Here is a 14,678-nt window from a genome sequence, read left to right as displayed (position 1 = left end):
TCAAAGTCTTTGATTAACCGTGTCCCGATATGATCAGAGGCCATAAAGCGCGCTGAATTTCTCCTCGAGATAGTCCAGCAAGGGGGTCTCGGTCGGCTCGATGCCGCCGGCCCGCCGGATCAGGTCGCGCGGCAGCAATAGCCCGCCATGCTGTTGCACGGTGTCGCGCAACCAGCCGGTGGCGCCAGACGTGACGCCCTTGGCCAATTGCGTCTCCAGATCCGGAACCGCCTTGCGCAACGCCTGATATAGGCAACCGGCATAGACATTGCCCAGTGCATAGGTCGGGAAATAGCCGAACAACCCCACCGACCAATGCACGTCCTGCAAGCAGCCATTGGAAGGGGTGTCGACCGCATAGCCGAAATCCGCCAGAAAACGGTCGTTCCAGGCGGCCTCCAGATCCGTCACCAGCAAATCGCCGGCCATCAGCGCGCGTTCCAGATCGAACCGCAGCATGATGTGCAGATTGTACTGCACCTCATCCGCCTCGGTCCGGATATAGCCGTTGTCGACCCGATTCACGGCGGCATAGAACGCGTCCGCATCGTTGATCCCGAAATCACCAAAGACGTCCCGCATGCGCCCGAACAGCCATCCGGTAAAGGCGCGGCTACGGCCAATCTGGTTTTCATAGATGCGGCTTTGGCTTTCGTGAACGCCCATTGAAACGCCCTGCCCCAGCGGGGTCAACGCATATGTGGCATCGATGCCCTGCTCATAGGCGGCATGGCCAACTTCGTGGATCGTGGAATAGAAACAGTTGAACGGGTCGGTCGCGCTGGTGCGCGTCGTGATCCGCACATCGTCGCCGCTGCCGGAACTGAACGGATGCACCGCCTTATCGACCCGGCCCCGGCTGAGGTCATAGCCAAAGGTGGTGGCCAATTCCTGGCTCAGCCTCATCTGCGCCGCCTCATCGAACGTTCCGCTGACACCGGCGGGAACCGGCCTATCCAGCGCTGCGGCGCGCAAGTCCACCAGCCGCGGGCGCATCGCGTCGAAGATGTCTGCAATCTGTGCAGCCGTGGTGCCGGGTTCATAGTCCCGCAGCATGGCATCGTAGAGATCACCCCCATCAGCCAGCGCCGCCCCCTCTTCGCGCTTCAAGGCCACAACCTCTTGCAGCACTGGCAGAAACGCCGCCACATCTTCGGCAGCGCGGGCTGCGGCCCATTTGCCCTGGGCTTCGGATGTGACTTGCGCGATGCGTTTGGCCAGATCGGCGGGCACTTTGGTGGCCCGTTCATAGGCGCGGCGGATTTCGCGCAGTTGGGCCTGACCCTGCTCATCGATGGCCTCTGCCGTTTCCAGCCAGTCGCCGACCTGCGGGTCGGACCTGCGCGCGTGCAAGACCGCTTCGATCGCAGCCATTTCCGCACCGCGTTGGCGCGCCGCGCCACAGGGCATCATGGTTTCCTGATCCCAGCCCAAGCGCCCGGCAATCTGCCCCAGCGCCGCTGTCTCGCGCGCATGCGCCATCAGTTTATCGTAAGTGGTCATCTGGTCTCACTCCGGACGGATGTGGCAATGGGATAGGCGGCCAGGAACCGGGCGCGCAGGATCAATACCCAAACCACCACAGCCAGCAGTTGATGCAGGATGGCAATCTGCCACGGGGCACCGTAAAGCACGGTCATGACGCCCAACACGATCTGCAAACACAGCGCGGCAAATCCCGAGTTGAACGCAAATTTCGTCGCCCTGTGGGCACTGCGACGTCCACGCAGCCAAACCACGACGCCAAAGGCAAACAACAGGTATCCGGTGACGCGATGGACGAACTGCACCAATCCGGGGTTCTCAAACAGATTGCGCCACGCCGGCTCAAGCAGCAGCGGATCCGGTGGAAGCAGTTGCCCCCCCATCAGCGGCCAATCGGTATAGCTGCGCCCGGCGTCAATACCGGCCACCAAGGCCCCGATCAGGATTTGCAGAAAGGCGAAATGCATCAGGCCGGTGGACAAGCCAAAAAGCCGCTGCTCACGCGCACGGCGGGCCTGCATCAACGCGCGGTCGGGCCGCCCCAACATGAACACATACCAGGAAATCAGGCCCAGGATGGCAAAGGCCAGCCCAAGATGTACGGCCAGACGATAGCTGGCCACACGGGTCATCCCCTCGCCCTGTGTCACACCCGATGTCACCATCCACCAGCCGATTGCGCCCTGAACGCCCCCAAGCACGCCGACCAGCAATAACCGGCCGGTCCAGCCGGTCGGGATTTTGCGCGCCGCCAGAAATCCAAAAAAACCGGCGGCCCAGACCAGCCCGATCACCCGGCCCAGCTGGCGATGGCCCCATTCCCACCAATAGATCGCTTTGAAATCGTCCAATTGCATCCATTGGTTTTGAATGCGGAACTGGTCAATCTTCTGGTACTTGTCGAACTCGGCCTGCCAATCGGCATCGTTCATCGGCGGCATGGCCCCGGTGAACGGACGCCATTCGGTGATAGACAAACCGCTATCTGTCAGCCGGGTCAGCCCGCCAACCGCGATCATCACCACCACCAGGGCGAACAGCACAACCAACCACAGCCGAATACCACCCCGTGCCCCGGCGCGTCCGCGGTCGATCATGCCCGGCTGGACCGCCGGTTTGGTGTCACCCTCATCCGTGACCTCTTCGAAAATGCTGCGTTTTCCGCTCATGCCCGCCTCGTGTCAGATTTGGCCAGAACCTAGGCGCGTCCGCGCGGCGCGTCCAGCGGCTTCACTCGCCGCGCTCTTTCCAGCGGACCATCTGCCGCATGATCCCATGCAGCATCTGCACATCAGCCGTCGTCAACGGCATCCGCGACCACAGGTTGCGCAGATTGACCTTCATGCTGGCAGCCTTGGTGTCCGGAAAGAAAAACCCGGCCCCATCGAGACGCTGCTCATAGTGCATGGCCAGTTTTTCGACCTCCTGCCCCGTGGCCCAGCCTGCTGTGCCCGGTTCGGTCATTTCGACCTGCACGTGCTGGGTCTGACGCCGCCATTCATAGGCGGTCAGCAGCACGCATTGCGCAAGGTTCAGCGACGCGAACCCCGGATTGACTGGCACCGAGACTATGGCATTTGCGCGCGCGATATCCTCGTTTTCCAACCCGGCACGTTCGGGGCCAAAAAGCACGGCTACCTTTTGCCCCTCCGCGATACGTTCGGCGGCCACCCGCATGGCCCGTTCCGGGCTAAGCACCGGCTTGGTCAGATCACGCGAGCGGGCGGTCGTGGCCATCACATAGGTGCAGTCGCCCACGGCATCGGGCAGATCGGGGAACAGTTGCGCCTCGTCCAGCAGGCGGCCCGCGCCACTGGCCATCGCATCGGCCGCCGGGTTCGGCCAGCCATCGCGGGGCGCGACCAGACGCATCCGGTCCAGCCCGAAATTCCACATCGCCCGCGCGGCTGCGCCTATGTTTTCGCCCATCTGCGGGCGCACCAGGACAAAGGCGGGTTGCGATACATTGCCGGTCATGTCGTCTCCGTTGTTGATCCATTGCCATAAATCCCCGGGCCGCCGGGGGCAAGGTGACGGGATCACTGTTCGCCAATGTCATTTTCATTGTCGCCCCGATCCGATAGAGAACGCCGAAACAGACCAAGGACGCCCCGATGGACAGCCCAGAGCAGCCGCAAATCTATCTTCTGACCCCCGCAACATTCGAACTGAGCCAGTTCCCCGATCGGCTGGCCCGGGTTCTCGACAGCACAGCCATCGCCTGTATCCGCCTTGCGCTGGCCAGTCGGGACGAAGATCAGGTCGCACGCGCAGCGGATGCGCTGCGCGAGGTGGCCCATGCCCGCGATGTGGCCCTGGTGATTGACGATCACGTTCTGCTGGCCGAACGGCTGGGGCTGGACGGGGTCCATCTGAGCGACGCGGCGCGAACCGTTCGGTGGGCGCGCAAAACCCTGGGCCCCGACGCCATCGTCGGCAGTTTCTGCGGTGTATCGCGCCATGACGGGCTTGCGGCAGGCGAGGCCGGAGCAGATTACATCAGCTTTGGCCCGGTCAGTCGTAGCGCGCTCGGCGATGGCTCGGTCGCAGAGATCGACCTGTTTGAGTGGTGGTCCAAGATGATAGAAGTGCCGGTTGTAGCCGAAGGCGCCTTGACGGCCGGTCTGATCGCCGCCCTGACGCCCTGTACGGACTTTTTCGGCATTGGCGACGAGATCTGGCAGGCCGAAGACCCAATTGCCGCGCTCAAACCCCTGCTGGACGCAATGGAACAGGCAGCCAAGGCAACGCAATAGGCCACCCGGACCGGACAGGCATGTCTGGATTTTCCCGCGGTTGGCCCCGCTTGCACACGCCAACGAATGGCGGCACAAGATCGGCATGACAGCACAACCAGACCAGATCCTGTGCATCGGCAGCGTCCTTTGGGACGTCATTGGCCGGTCCGCCAGCCATATGCGCCAAGGCTCGGACGTTCCGGGACGCATCTCTCGCCTTCCCGGTGGGGTGGCCATGAATATCGCGATGACGCTGGTGAGGTTCGGCCTGACGCCGGTTCTGCTGACGGCCATCGGGCGCGATGCCGAAGGCGACGAACTGGTGGCAGCCTGTGCGCAGCTGGGTATGCAAACCAATCACATCTATCGCTCAGAGGATCTGCCGACCGACCGCTACATGGCAGTCGAGGGCGCGAACGGGCTGATTGCCGCCATTGCCGACGCCCATTCGCTGGAGGCAGCAGGCGACAAGATCCTGCGTCCGCTGACGGATGGCTCTCTGGGACGCGATGGCGCCCCCTTTGCCGGGCGGGTTGCGTTGGATGGCAATCTGACACAGTCACTGCTGGAACACATCGCCCAAAGCCCTGCCTTTGCCGCCGCCGACCTGCGAGTCGCCCCGGCCAGCCCGGGCAAGGCAGAACGGCTGCTGCCTTTTCTCAACCACCAACGCGCAACACTCTATGTCAATCTGGAGGAAGCCGGGCTGTTGTGCCAAACCACCTTTGCCACTGCGGACGAGGCAGCCACCGGTTTGCTGGCACGTGGCGCGTTGCGGGTTCTGGTCACCGACGGCGGCAACTCTGCCACCGAAGCGGACGCACACCAGACCATTACGCAAACCCCGCCCGAAGTCTTGGTCACCCGTGTGACCGGAGCGGGCGATACATTTATGGCCGCCCATATTGCCGCCGAAGCCGCCGGAGCAGACCGAAATGCCGCGCTGTCGCGCGCTCTGCAAGCCGCCGCAACCTATGTTTCAGGAGAAACCCCGCTGTGACCGATCTTGTCCTCTCTGCCGAAGTCCAGGCCGCACACGCCTCCAAGACACCCATCGTAGCCTTGGAAAGCACCATCATCACACACGGCATGCCCTATCCGCAGAATGTCGAAGTCGCACGCCAGGTCGAGGACGACATTCGCGCGGAGGGTGCCGCCCCGGCCACCATCGCAGTGCTGGAAGGTCGCCTGCACATCGGACTGGAGCCAGATCAACTGACGGCCCTGGGGCAGGCTCATGGTGTGGCCAAGCTGTCGCGCGCCGATCTGGCAGTTTGCATCGCCACGGGTGGGACAGGATCCACAACCGTTGCTGCCACAATGATCGCCGCACACCGGGCCGGGATCGAGATTTTCGCAACCGGCGGTATCGGAGGCGTGCATCAGGGTGCCGAAACCACATTCGATGTCTCGGCCGATCTGCAGGAATTGGCGCAGACCCCTGTGACCGTCATCGCGGCCGGAGCCAAGGCAATCCTCGACATTCCCAAAACACTGGAAGTCCTTGAGACGCTGGGGGTTCCGGTGATCAGCGTAGGTCAGGACAATTTCCCGGCCTTCTGGTCGGCGCGCTCGCCGCACCGCGCCCCGCTGCGCCTGGATGACCCCGCCGCCATCGCCCGCGCCCATCGAGAGCGCCGCGCGTTGGGCATTCCCGGCGGCCAGCTGGTGGCCAACCCGATTCCCGCCGACGCCGAAATCGCCGCCGAAACCCTGGCCCCGATCATCGCCACCGCACAGGCAGATGCCGCAAAACACCGCATCAGCGGCAAAGCGGTCACGCCGTATCTGCTGCAACGCATCTTTGAACTGACCCAGGGGCGCTCTTTGACTGCCAACATTGCCCTGGTGCGCAACAACGCCCGACTTGCGGCCCGGATCGCCCGAGCCTTGGGCAGTTCCTCAGACTGAGTCACCTCCGCAGGCCGATGGCCATTGTAGCCGGGTCAGCGAGACCCTAGGTTGGCCTGCGAAACCGTTGGAACATCCATGACCACGCCATTTGACGAAGAACCACTTGTCCGCAAGGCCAGCCTGTTTGCCCGACTCCGCTCGTCCTTTCTGACCGGGCTGGTTGTGATTGCGCCGGTCGGCCTCACAATCTGGCTGATCTGGAGCGTTATCGGCTGGATCGATGGGGTCGTATTGCCGCTCGTGCCGCACCGGTTGCGACCCGAAGAATATATCGGCATCAACCTGCGTGGCGTCGGTGTCATCATATTCTTGCTGTTCACGGTTTTTGTTGGCTGGATTGCCAAGGGCTTGATCGGACGTTCACTGATCCGCTGGGGGGAAAGCCTTGTCGACCGAATGCCGGTCGTGCGCTCAATCTATTCCGGGATAAAACAGATTTCCGAAACCGTTTTCGCCCAGTCCGAGCGCAGTTTCGAAAAAGCCTGCCTGATCGAATACCCGCGCCGGGGCATCTGGGCGATCGGCTTCATCTCGACCAACGCCAAGGGCGAAATCGCCAAACGCGCGCAGACCACAGGCCAAATGATGAGCGTGTTCCTCCCCACCACGCCGAACCCGACCTCGGGCTTTCTGCTGTTCCTGCCCAGCGAGGACGTGATCGAACTGGACATGTCGGTGGAAGAGGCGGCCAAACTGGTGATTTCTGCCGGGCTGGTCTATCCAAACGGCAAGGATCCGACCGAGCCGCCTGAAATCGCACCATCGACCGATCGGTGACAGAACATCGTGCATTGCGTGTATTGAATTCGCCGGTTAATCGCAGACGCCGTTAGCTGTACATCTCGGCCAGATCCACGGTGCTGCGGTTATTCAGATCGCCCTTATGTGCTGCCAGAAACGTCTCGGCCGCGATGCGCCCCGCAGACTTGAGCCGGTCCAGAACAATGCCGTTCGGAATCGTCTTGGTTGCTACCGACAACTCGTTCATCAGCGCATCATCGGCAATCATGTGCACCAGCACCCGGTTCATACGCTCGGTCGACAGAGTTCCATCTGCAAGCAGACGCTGAACAAAACCGATGGCTCGCAACTCGCGCAGCAGCGAGGAATTGAAACTGATTTCATTGATCCGGTTCTGGATCTGATGTGGCGTGGTGGGCACGCTGTCGCGTTCTAGCGGGTTGATGTTGACGATCACGATATCAGCCGGCAGCCGATCCGCGAACAGCGGAAACAGCGCCGGATTGCCGGAATACCCGCCGTCCCAATAGGCTTCGCGGCGCCCGGTCTGAGGATCGTCGATCTCGACCGCCTGAAACAGCGTTGGCAGACAGGCCGACGCCAGAATCGCATCGGTTGTGATGTCGTCGCCCGAAAATACCCGGATCTTCCCGGTTCTCACCCGTGTTGCGCAGATGAATAGCTCCGGGCCGACCTTTGAACAGACCTTGCCGAAATCAAAGGTCTGAACAATCTTTTCCAGCGGGTTGCGATAGAACGGGTTGTAACTGTAGGGCGACACCACGCGCGACAGAAAGTCGGTCATTGCAAAGACCGGAGAATTCTCAAGTGCCCAAGCCACCTGGGCCAGATCGACACCGCGCATCCAGTCAAGCAGCCGCGCATCTTGCTGCACCCCGATGCTGGACCACAGCCAGTCCAGGTTGGCGCGTGCGCCGTCTCGTCCACCATTGAGCAGCCCGGCCTTCAACGCCGCGCCATTCAGTGCCCCCGCCGACGTGCCCGAGATCCCCGCGATTTCGATGTCCTCATCTTCAAGGATCCGGTCCAGAACCCCCCAGGTAAAAGCGCCATGCGCGCCTCCCCCCTGCAGGGCCAGATTGACCCGTTTGACTTCGCCCATGACCTGGCTTCCTTTTGCGGGAAATACTCCGGGGGTGTGGGGGCTGGCCCCCACCGAACCTGCGGCACGACAATCGTTACAGCGCGGTCCATCCGCCATCGACGGAAATCGTGGTCCCGGTGATCTGGGCCGCGGCATCCGAACACAGGAACACGGCCGTACCGCCCAGCTGTTCCACGGTTGCAAATTCCTTGGATGGCTGCCGAGCAAGCATCACATTGCGGATAACCTCTTCGCGGCCCATGTCGTATTCCTTCATCGTGTCCGGAATTTGGGCTTCGACCAAAGGGGTCAGAACATATCCAGGGCAGATCGCATTCGCGGTGATCGGTTCTTCAGCGGTTTCCAGCGCCACCGTCTTGGTCATGCCGACGATACCGTGCTTGGCCGCGATATAGGCGGCCTTATACGGGCTGGCGGTCAACCCGTGGGCGCTGGCGATATTCACCACCCTGCCCCAACCCGCCTTGCGCATCATCGGCAAGGCGGCCGCAGTCGTGTGAAAGGCGGAATTCAGGTTGATGGCGATGATCGCATCCCATTTCTCGACCGGGAATTGATCGATGGGTGCCACATGCTGGATGCCCGCGTTGTTGATGAGGATGTCACAGTCGCCCGCCTGTCCGATCAATGCGCGGCATTCCGCACCCTTGGACATGTCCGCCTTGATGTAGCGGGCAGAAACCCCGGTCTCGTCAGCGATCTGACGCGCCAAAACATGGTCTTCCTCGTTGTCGGTAAACGAATTCAATACAACATTCGCTCCGGCCCGGGCCATTTCCCAGGCAATCCCCAACCCGATCCCCGAGTTCGATCCGGTAATGACGGCAGTTTTTCCATTCAGCGACATGACGACCCCTCATTGTTGCAATACATGGCTTGCAAACTGTCATGCTGCAGGTGCAAAGGGAACGGCAAATCAGATCGCAGGCCTAACTTTGGCGTTTGGAGCCGGTATCGCAGGATGTGCTGCAAGAGGTCAAAAAAAACGCCCGCACGAAGCGGGCGTTAAGTTATTGAGGCAGGTTTCATACAGGCAAGAAACCTATCGAGCAGTGAGACCTTTATACGCAATTCCCATGCGGCATCCAAGCTAAAAGTTTGAAAAGACGTGAATCCCTCGTTAGCCTAAACGTTAATAAAATAAAGACAGAGCAGGATTGTTGCCAAAGTGCGACCAGAATTTTTCCAACGCGCATGCGCACTGATCATAGGATTCGCCACCTTTGCGGCGACCAATGCCGCATCGGCAGAATCATCCCATGGCATAGCTATGTACGGCACCCCCGCCCTACCACCGGATTTTGTGTCTCTGCCCTATGCCAACCCGGACGCGCCCAAGGGTGGACGCGTCGTTTTCGGCAACACCGGGGGCTTTGATTCGCTCAACCCGTTCGTTCAGAAAGGCACCGCGCCCTGGCAATTGGGATTTTGGGGTTATGAGTCCTTGATGGGCCGATCCTGGGACGAACCGTTCACGCTGTATGGAGTGTTGGCCGAATCGGTGCGTACCGCCCCGGACCGGTCCTGGGTCGAATTCGACCTGCGCGCCGAGGCCCGTTTCTCGGACGGCAGCCCGGTGACAGTCGAGGACGTGATCTGGTCCTACCAGACCCTGGGCAGCCAGGGTCATCTTCGCTATCGCGGCATGGCCAGCCAGATATCCGATATCCGGCAAACCGGGCCACGCACCGTGCGGCTGGAATTCAACACCGACAACCGGGAACTGGCCCTGATCGCCGGGATGCGCCCGGTGCTGAAAAAGGCGCAATGGCAGGGCAAGGATTTTACGGCATCGGGCCTGGATGAAATCCCCATCGGAACCGGTGCCTATGTGGTCAGCGACTTTGAAGCCTCACGCCATGTGACCCTGCGGCGCAATCCCGACTATTGGGGCAAGGACCTGCCGTTCCGCCGCGGCACCCAGAACTTCGACGAAATGCGCATCGAATTTTACGGCGACCAGACCGTTCTGTTCGAAGCCTTCAAAGCCGGAGAACTGAACGTCATCCGCGAGTTCAACGCCGAAAAATGGGACCGGCAATATGGCTTTCCTGCGGTGCTGCGTGGCGACATCGTAAAGACCGAGATCCCGCATCGCCGCCCCTCGGGCATGACCGGGTTTGTGATGAACACGCGCCGTACACCGTTTGACGATTGGCGTGTGCGAGAAGCGATGCTGCTGGCATTTAATTTCGAGTTCATCAACGATACCATCACCGGTGGCGTGCAACCACGCATCACATCCTATTTTTCGAATTCGGACCTGGCGATGCGTTCCGGGCCGGTCGACGATAAGGTTCGGAAATTGTTGACACCCTATTCCGACAGTCTGCTGCCCGGGGCGCTGGACGGGTACAGCCTGCCGGTCAGTGATGGAACCGCCCGGAACCGGGGCAATCTGCGGCAGGCCATGGGCTTGTTGAACCAGGCCGGCTGGCGAGTAAGCGACGGCGTGCTGCGCAATGAACAGGGCCGGATCTTTGCCTTTGACGTGCTGCTGAGGCAGGGCGATACCGGCAACCAGACGGTAATCGAACTCTATGCGCGCGCGCTTGAACGGTTGGGAATCGCCGTGTCCGTCAGCACGGTGGATGATGCACAATATACCGCCCGTATCAGTGCGCAGGACTTCGATATGACGACCTTTCGCCGCGACCTTTCACTGTCACCGGGCAACGAACAACATCTCTATTGGGGCAGTTCGAGGGCCGACACGCCAGGCACGCGCAACCTGATGGGAGTTGCCTCGCCAGCGGTAGACGGGATGATCGACGCCATGTTGCAGGCCGGAACCCGCGAGGATTTCGCCACCGCCGTACGAGCGTTGGACAGGGTGCTGACCACCGGGCGGTACGTGATCCCGATCTGGCAATTCGACGTAGGCCGAATCGCCCATATTCGCGAATTGCGATATCCTGCGCGCCTGCCGATCTATGGCGACGGCATCGGCTTTCTACCCGATGTCTGGTGGTATCAGGCAGAGTGATGGCCACGCCCGCTCTGCCGCGACCCGCGCCCCCTGATCGGCCATTTTTCGCCTGCGACGGATCGCCGCATTCTCCTGCTCCGACGCGGCGATAAGCTATGGTCTGGGAGGGTAAGCGAGTGTCAATGGGGAGCCACACACGCATGACCTGGAAGAACACCACCGACGACTTGGCCGCCTGGTTCACACGGTTGCAAAGTCGGTTTCCATATCTGGATGACAGTGCAATGCCGCACGCGACGCGCGGACGCGCCCGTTTCGAGGCTTATCTGGCGCAAACCCATAATCTGTCGCTGACCGAAGCTCATGAAGAGGTCGACGATTTTCTGTATATCGAGTCGCTGATACGCGAAGCGGACGACAGTACCGAAGCGGCCTGAATCCCCCCATACGATCAGACCAACGATGTTACCCACAGTATAGTTGCGTCTTCGTCGCTGATCGACACCACGTTGTGCCCCATCGTAGCATCGTAATAGGCGCTGTCGCCACGACGCATGCTGACCGGTTCGTAAAACTCGGTGAACAGCTGTATCATTCCGGTCAACACGTACAGGAATTCCTCGCCGTCGTGGCGCACCCAACCGTCGAACTCTTCCATCGTGCGGGCGCGCACGCGAGCGCGGTAGGGCAGCATCTGTTTCTTGCTCAGCGTATCGGCCAGCAGTTCGTGTTCATAGGTTGCCGTGGCCTGAGCAGAGCCTTCGCCCGACTTCGTCACGGCCATGCGACCGTTGACCTGCTCGCGCTGGGGCGGGGTGAACAGTTGTGGCACGGTTATTTCAAGCCCAACCGCCAGCTTTTTCAAGGCGTCGTAGGTCGGAGACATCTGACCATTCTCTATCTTGGACAATGTCGAGCGCGCCAGCCCCGCCTGACTGGCCGCTTGCTCTAACGTCCATGACCGCGCCTTGCGTAAATCGCGCACCCGCGCGCCCAGATCCAGCGGTTCGCCACCGGTTTCCTGGCCCGAGTTGCGGGCAATTCGGATCAGGGATTTCGGGTCGCGCTGTGTCATTGCGCCTCTATAGGCAGGCTCGGCGCTGCTTGCAACGACCGCTGCATCGGGCTAGCCACGGGCAATGTTATCGATCTTTGACCAGGGGCCTCCGCCGCCCTGCCCTGTACCGTTCAACCTGGCCGCTCATGTGCTGGGCCAGACCTGTGCGGACCCCGAAAAGGTGGCATTGTCCGTGCTGGGCCTGCAGGCCGCGCAGGATCTGACCTATGCCGGATTGGAACAGGCTGTGCGTGGCACCGGCACTGGCCTGCTAGATGCAGGATTGACGCCTGGCGACATGATATTGATGCGCCTGGGAAACACATTGGATTTCCCCATCGCCTATCTGGGTGCGATTGCAGCCGGGTTGGTACCAGTCCCAACCTCGTCGCAGCTGACCGAGGCGGAAACCGCCCGGATGATCGAAGAACTGGCACCCGCCGCCGTGCTGCGCGATCCCGGCGTGGCCTGCGCACCACACCCGCTTGAATTGTCGCTCGCGGATCTGCGCAACATGTATGAAATGCCCCCCTGCGACTGGGCGATGGGCGATCCCGATCGGCTGGCCTATGTGGTGTATACCTCGGGTACATCGGGCAAACCTCGCGCTGTGGCCCATGCACACCGGGCAATCTGGGCGCGCCAGATGATGATGGACGGGTGGTACGGATTACGCCCCGACGATCGATTGATGCATGCCGGGGCGTTCAATTGGACCTATACGCTGGGCACCGGCCTGATGGATCCCTGGACCATCGGCGCTACGGCGCTGATCCCCGAGCCCGGAACAGACCCAGCAGTGTTTCCCGACCTTCTGAAACGATATAGCGCAACAATTTTTGCTGCTGCACCAGGAGTTTATCGAAAGTTTCTCAGAGATGACGTTCGGGTGAATCTGCCTGACCTGCGCCACGGGCTATGCGCCGGCGAAAAGCTGTCGCCACATCTGCACCGGACCTGGACCCGCGCCACCGGCACCGAGTTATACGAGGCATACGGCATGTCCGAATGCTCGACCTTCATCTCCTCCGGCCCGACCCATCCCGCACGTGGCGAGGCATTGGGACAGCCGCAAACGGGGCGCAGGGTGGCAATCGTCGACGAAACGGGTCCCGTCGCGCAAGGCGAACCCGGTGTCATTGCCGTGCGCCGCGACGATCCCGGTCTAATGCTGAGCTATCTCAATGCGCCCGAAGAGACTGAGGCACGGATGCAGGGCGACTGGTTCCTGACCGGCGACATCGGGGCCATGGCGGTGGACGGTCAAATCACCTATCTGGGCCGCAACGACGACATGATGAACGCCGGTGGCTACCGGGTTTCACCGGTCGAAGTCGAAGCCGTCCTGTCCGCCCACCCGGGCATCACCCAGATCGGCGTCACCGATATCGAAGTCAAGCAGGACACCCGTATCATCGCCGCCTTCTATACCGGCCCCGCCATACTGGACGACAGCGACCTGCACACCTATGTCCAGGACAAGCTGGCGCGCTACAAGCAACCGCGCGCCTATATCCACCTGCCCGCGCTCCCCGCCGGCCCCAATGGCAAGCTGCTGCGCCGCGCCTTGCCCGCATATTTCAAGGCTCCGAATACATGAACGACCAAACCATCACGCTTGACATCATTTCCGACCCGATCTGCCCCTGGTGTTATATTGGCAAGACCCATTTGGACGCGGCTCTGGCGCAGGTGCCGGACCATCCTTTTGTGATCCAGTGGCACCCGTTCCAGCTGAATCCGGACATGCCGCCCGAAGGTATGGACCGCCGGGCCTATCTCGAAGCCAAGTTCGGAGGCAAGGAAGGTGCCGTGCACGCCTATGCTCCGGTTGTGGAGCGCGCAGCAGCGGCGGGTTTGACGATCAATTTCGAGGATATGCAGCGCACGCCCAACACATTGGATGCGCACCGCCTGATCCACTGGGCCGGCATCGAAAGCAAGCAGACCCAAGCGGTGGACGCGCTGTTTCAGGCCTATTTCGTCGACGCGAGGGACATCGGCGACCATGAGGTTCTGGCCGATATCGCGGATTCCATCGGAATGGATGCGTCGGTGGTGATGCGCCTTCTGACGTCCGATGCCGACAGGGACGACATTGCCAATCGCGACACCCATAGCCGCGAAATGGGCGTGACCTCGGTGCCGACCTTCATCGTTGCGGGCAAGCATGCCGTGCCCGGCGCGCAGCCGCCCGATTTGTGGCGGAAAGTGATCGGTGAACTGCAAGAGCAGTTGAAGAAAGGCGACGGGGCGGCGTGAGACAGATCAAAGCTCAAACTGTCATCATCAGCCTGGTCGGTATCGTGCTCTCGGGCACGGTGTTTTTTCATCTGGCCGAAGGCTGGAGCTGGCTGGATTCCTATTTCTTCACCGTCGTGACCATTTCCACGGTCGGCTATGGGTCGCTGGTGCCAACCAGCGCCCTGGGCAAGCTGGCCACCACCGGGTTTATCTTTGTCGGGCTGGGGATTTTCGCCGTCGCGATCCAGCAGTTCGCGGTGTTTCAGATGCGCAAGCGCGAAGAGCACACCGAATGGCTGATCGGGCATCTGGGCCATCGCCCGAAGGACAGCGCGGCCGCAAATGAGGACGATCGGCCGACCACACCGGTCACAGACCAACAGAGCGGCCGCTCTGATGCGCACAAATAGCCCAGGCGCCGCGCAATCATTGCGATCGTCGGCT

Annotated in this window: 15 protein-coding genes; 9 read left to right on the top strand and 6 right to left on the bottom strand. The window is 61.3% G+C overall.

The annotated features are described in order from the left end of the window. Nucleotides 1-33: 33 nt before the first annotated feature. The 3 genes from NANH_RS0102820 to NANH_RS0102810 form a co-directional block, all read right to left on the bottom strand. Nucleotides 34-1,503, bottom strand: a complete 1,470-nt coding sequence (locus tag NANH_RS0102820; RefSeq protein ID WP_027260679.1) for a carboxypeptidase M32 — start codon at nt 1,501-1,503, stop codon at nt 34-36. Continuing rightward, nucleotides 1,500-2,654 (bottom strand): heme A synthase, encoded by a 1,155-nt coding sequence (gene ctaA / locus NANH_RS0102815; protein WP_027260678.1) that lies wholly within the window; start codon nt 2,652-2,654, stop codon nt 1,500-1,502. The genes NANH_RS0102820 and ctaA overlap by 4 nt, the downstream gene beginning before the upstream one ends. Before the next feature lie 61 nt (nt 2,655-2,715). Next, on the bottom strand, nt 2,716-3,462 hold the full coding sequence (locus NANH_RS0102810; protein WP_027260677.1) for an RNA methyltransferase: 747 nt from the start codon (nt 3,460-3,462) through the stop codon (nt 2,716-2,718). Between the two features lie 137 nt (nt 3,463-3,599). On the opposite strand from NANH_RS0102810, the gene NANH_RS0102805 reads away from it, so the two are divergent. From NANH_RS0102805 to NANH_RS0102790, 4 genes are all read left to right on the top strand, one after another. Next, on the top strand, nt 3,600-4,241 hold the full coding sequence (locus NANH_RS0102805; RefSeq protein ID WP_027260676.1) for a thiamine phosphate synthase: 642 nt from the start codon (nt 3,600-3,602) through the stop codon (nt 4,239-4,241). A gap of 85 nt (nt 4,242-4,326) precedes the next feature. After that, nucleotides 4,327-5,223, top strand: a complete 897-nt coding sequence (locus tag NANH_RS0102800; RefSeq protein WP_027260675.1) for a PfkB family carbohydrate kinase — start codon at nt 4,327-4,329, stop codon at nt 5,221-5,223. Further along, nucleotides 5,220-6,134: a pseudouridine-5'-phosphate glycosidase gene (locus NANH_RS0102795; protein WP_027260674.1), complete on the top strand. Its 915-nt coding sequence runs from the start codon at nt 5,220-5,222 to the stop codon at nt 6,132-6,134. The genes NANH_RS0102800 and NANH_RS0102795 overlap by 4 nt, the downstream gene beginning before the upstream one ends. 78 nt (nt 6,135-6,212) lie before the next feature. After that, on the top strand, nt 6,213-6,914 hold the full coding sequence (locus NANH_RS0102790) for a DUF502 domain-containing protein (protein ID WP_027260673.1): 702 nt from the start codon (nt 6,213-6,215) through the stop codon (nt 6,912-6,914). A gap of 52 nt (nt 6,915-6,966) precedes the next feature. Here the strand turns inward: NANH_RS0102790 and NANH_RS0102785 are convergent, their stop codons facing one another. Together NANH_RS0102785 and NANH_RS0102780 are read right to left on the bottom strand one after the other, a co-directional pair. Beyond that, nucleotides 6,967-8,001: a patatin-like phospholipase family protein gene (locus NANH_RS0102785; RefSeq protein ID WP_027260672.1), complete on the bottom strand. Its 1,035-nt coding sequence runs from the start codon at nt 7,999-8,001 to the stop codon at nt 6,967-6,969. Nucleotides 8,002-8,077: 76 nt separating this feature from the next. Further along, entirely contained in the window at nt 8,078-8,851 is a 774-nt protein-coding gene (locus tag NANH_RS0102780) for a 3-hydroxybutyrate dehydrogenase (RefSeq protein ID WP_027260671.1), read from the bottom strand. A gap of 321 nt (nt 8,852-9,172) precedes the next feature. On the opposite strand from NANH_RS0102780, the gene NANH_RS0102775 reads away from it, so the two are divergent. Together NANH_RS0102775 and NANH_RS0102770 are read left to right on the top strand one after the other, a co-directional pair. After that, nucleotides 9,173-10,990: an extracellular solute-binding protein gene (locus NANH_RS0102775; protein ID WP_036049311.1), complete on the top strand. Its 1,818-nt coding sequence runs from the start codon at nt 9,173-9,175 to the stop codon at nt 10,988-10,990. Nucleotides 10,991-11,133: 143 nt separating this feature from the next. Further along, nucleotides 11,134-11,370, top strand: a complete 237-nt coding sequence (locus tag NANH_RS0102770; protein ID WP_036049308.1) for a hypothetical protein — start codon at nt 11,134-11,136, stop codon at nt 11,368-11,370. A gap of 14 nt (nt 11,371-11,384) precedes the next feature. Here the strand turns inward: NANH_RS0102770 and NANH_RS0102765 are convergent, their stop codons facing one another. After that, nucleotides 11,385-12,008, bottom strand: a complete 624-nt coding sequence (locus NANH_RS0102765) for a helix-turn-helix domain-containing protein (protein WP_027260668.1) — start codon at nt 12,006-12,008, stop codon at nt 11,385-11,387. Between the two features lie 64 nt (nt 12,009-12,072). On the opposite strand from NANH_RS0102765, the gene NANH_RS0102760 reads away from it, so the two are divergent. Genes NANH_RS0102760 through NANH_RS25245 form a run of 3 tightly spaced genes read left to right on the top strand, consistent with a single transcriptional unit; the run spans nt 12,073 to nt 14,644 of the window. Continuing rightward, entirely contained in the window at nt 12,073-13,590 is a 1,518-nt protein-coding gene (locus NANH_RS0102760) for a class I adenylate-forming enzyme family protein (protein WP_027260667.1), read from the top strand. Beyond that, nucleotides 13,587-14,252, top strand: a complete 666-nt coding sequence (locus tag NANH_RS0102755; RefSeq protein ID WP_027260666.1) for a DsbA family oxidoreductase — start codon at nt 13,587-13,589, stop codon at nt 14,250-14,252. The genes NANH_RS0102760 and NANH_RS0102755 overlap by 4 nt, the downstream gene beginning before the upstream one ends. Continuing rightward, entirely contained in the window at nt 14,249-14,644 is a 396-nt protein-coding gene (locus NANH_RS25245; RefSeq protein WP_051372211.1) for a potassium channel family protein, read from the top strand. Before NANH_RS0102755 ends, NANH_RS25245 begins: the two co-directional genes overlap by 4 nt. Nucleotides 14,645-14,678 lie beyond the last annotated feature (34 nt).

It is taken from the genome of Sedimentitalea nanhaiensis DSM 24252 (assembly GCF_000473225.1).
Lineage (GTDB): Bacteria > Pseudomonadota > Alphaproteobacteria > Rhodobacterales > Rhodobacteraceae > Sedimentitalea > Sedimentitalea nanhaiensis.
This window is presented reverse-complemented; position numbering and strand designations above follow the sequence as displayed.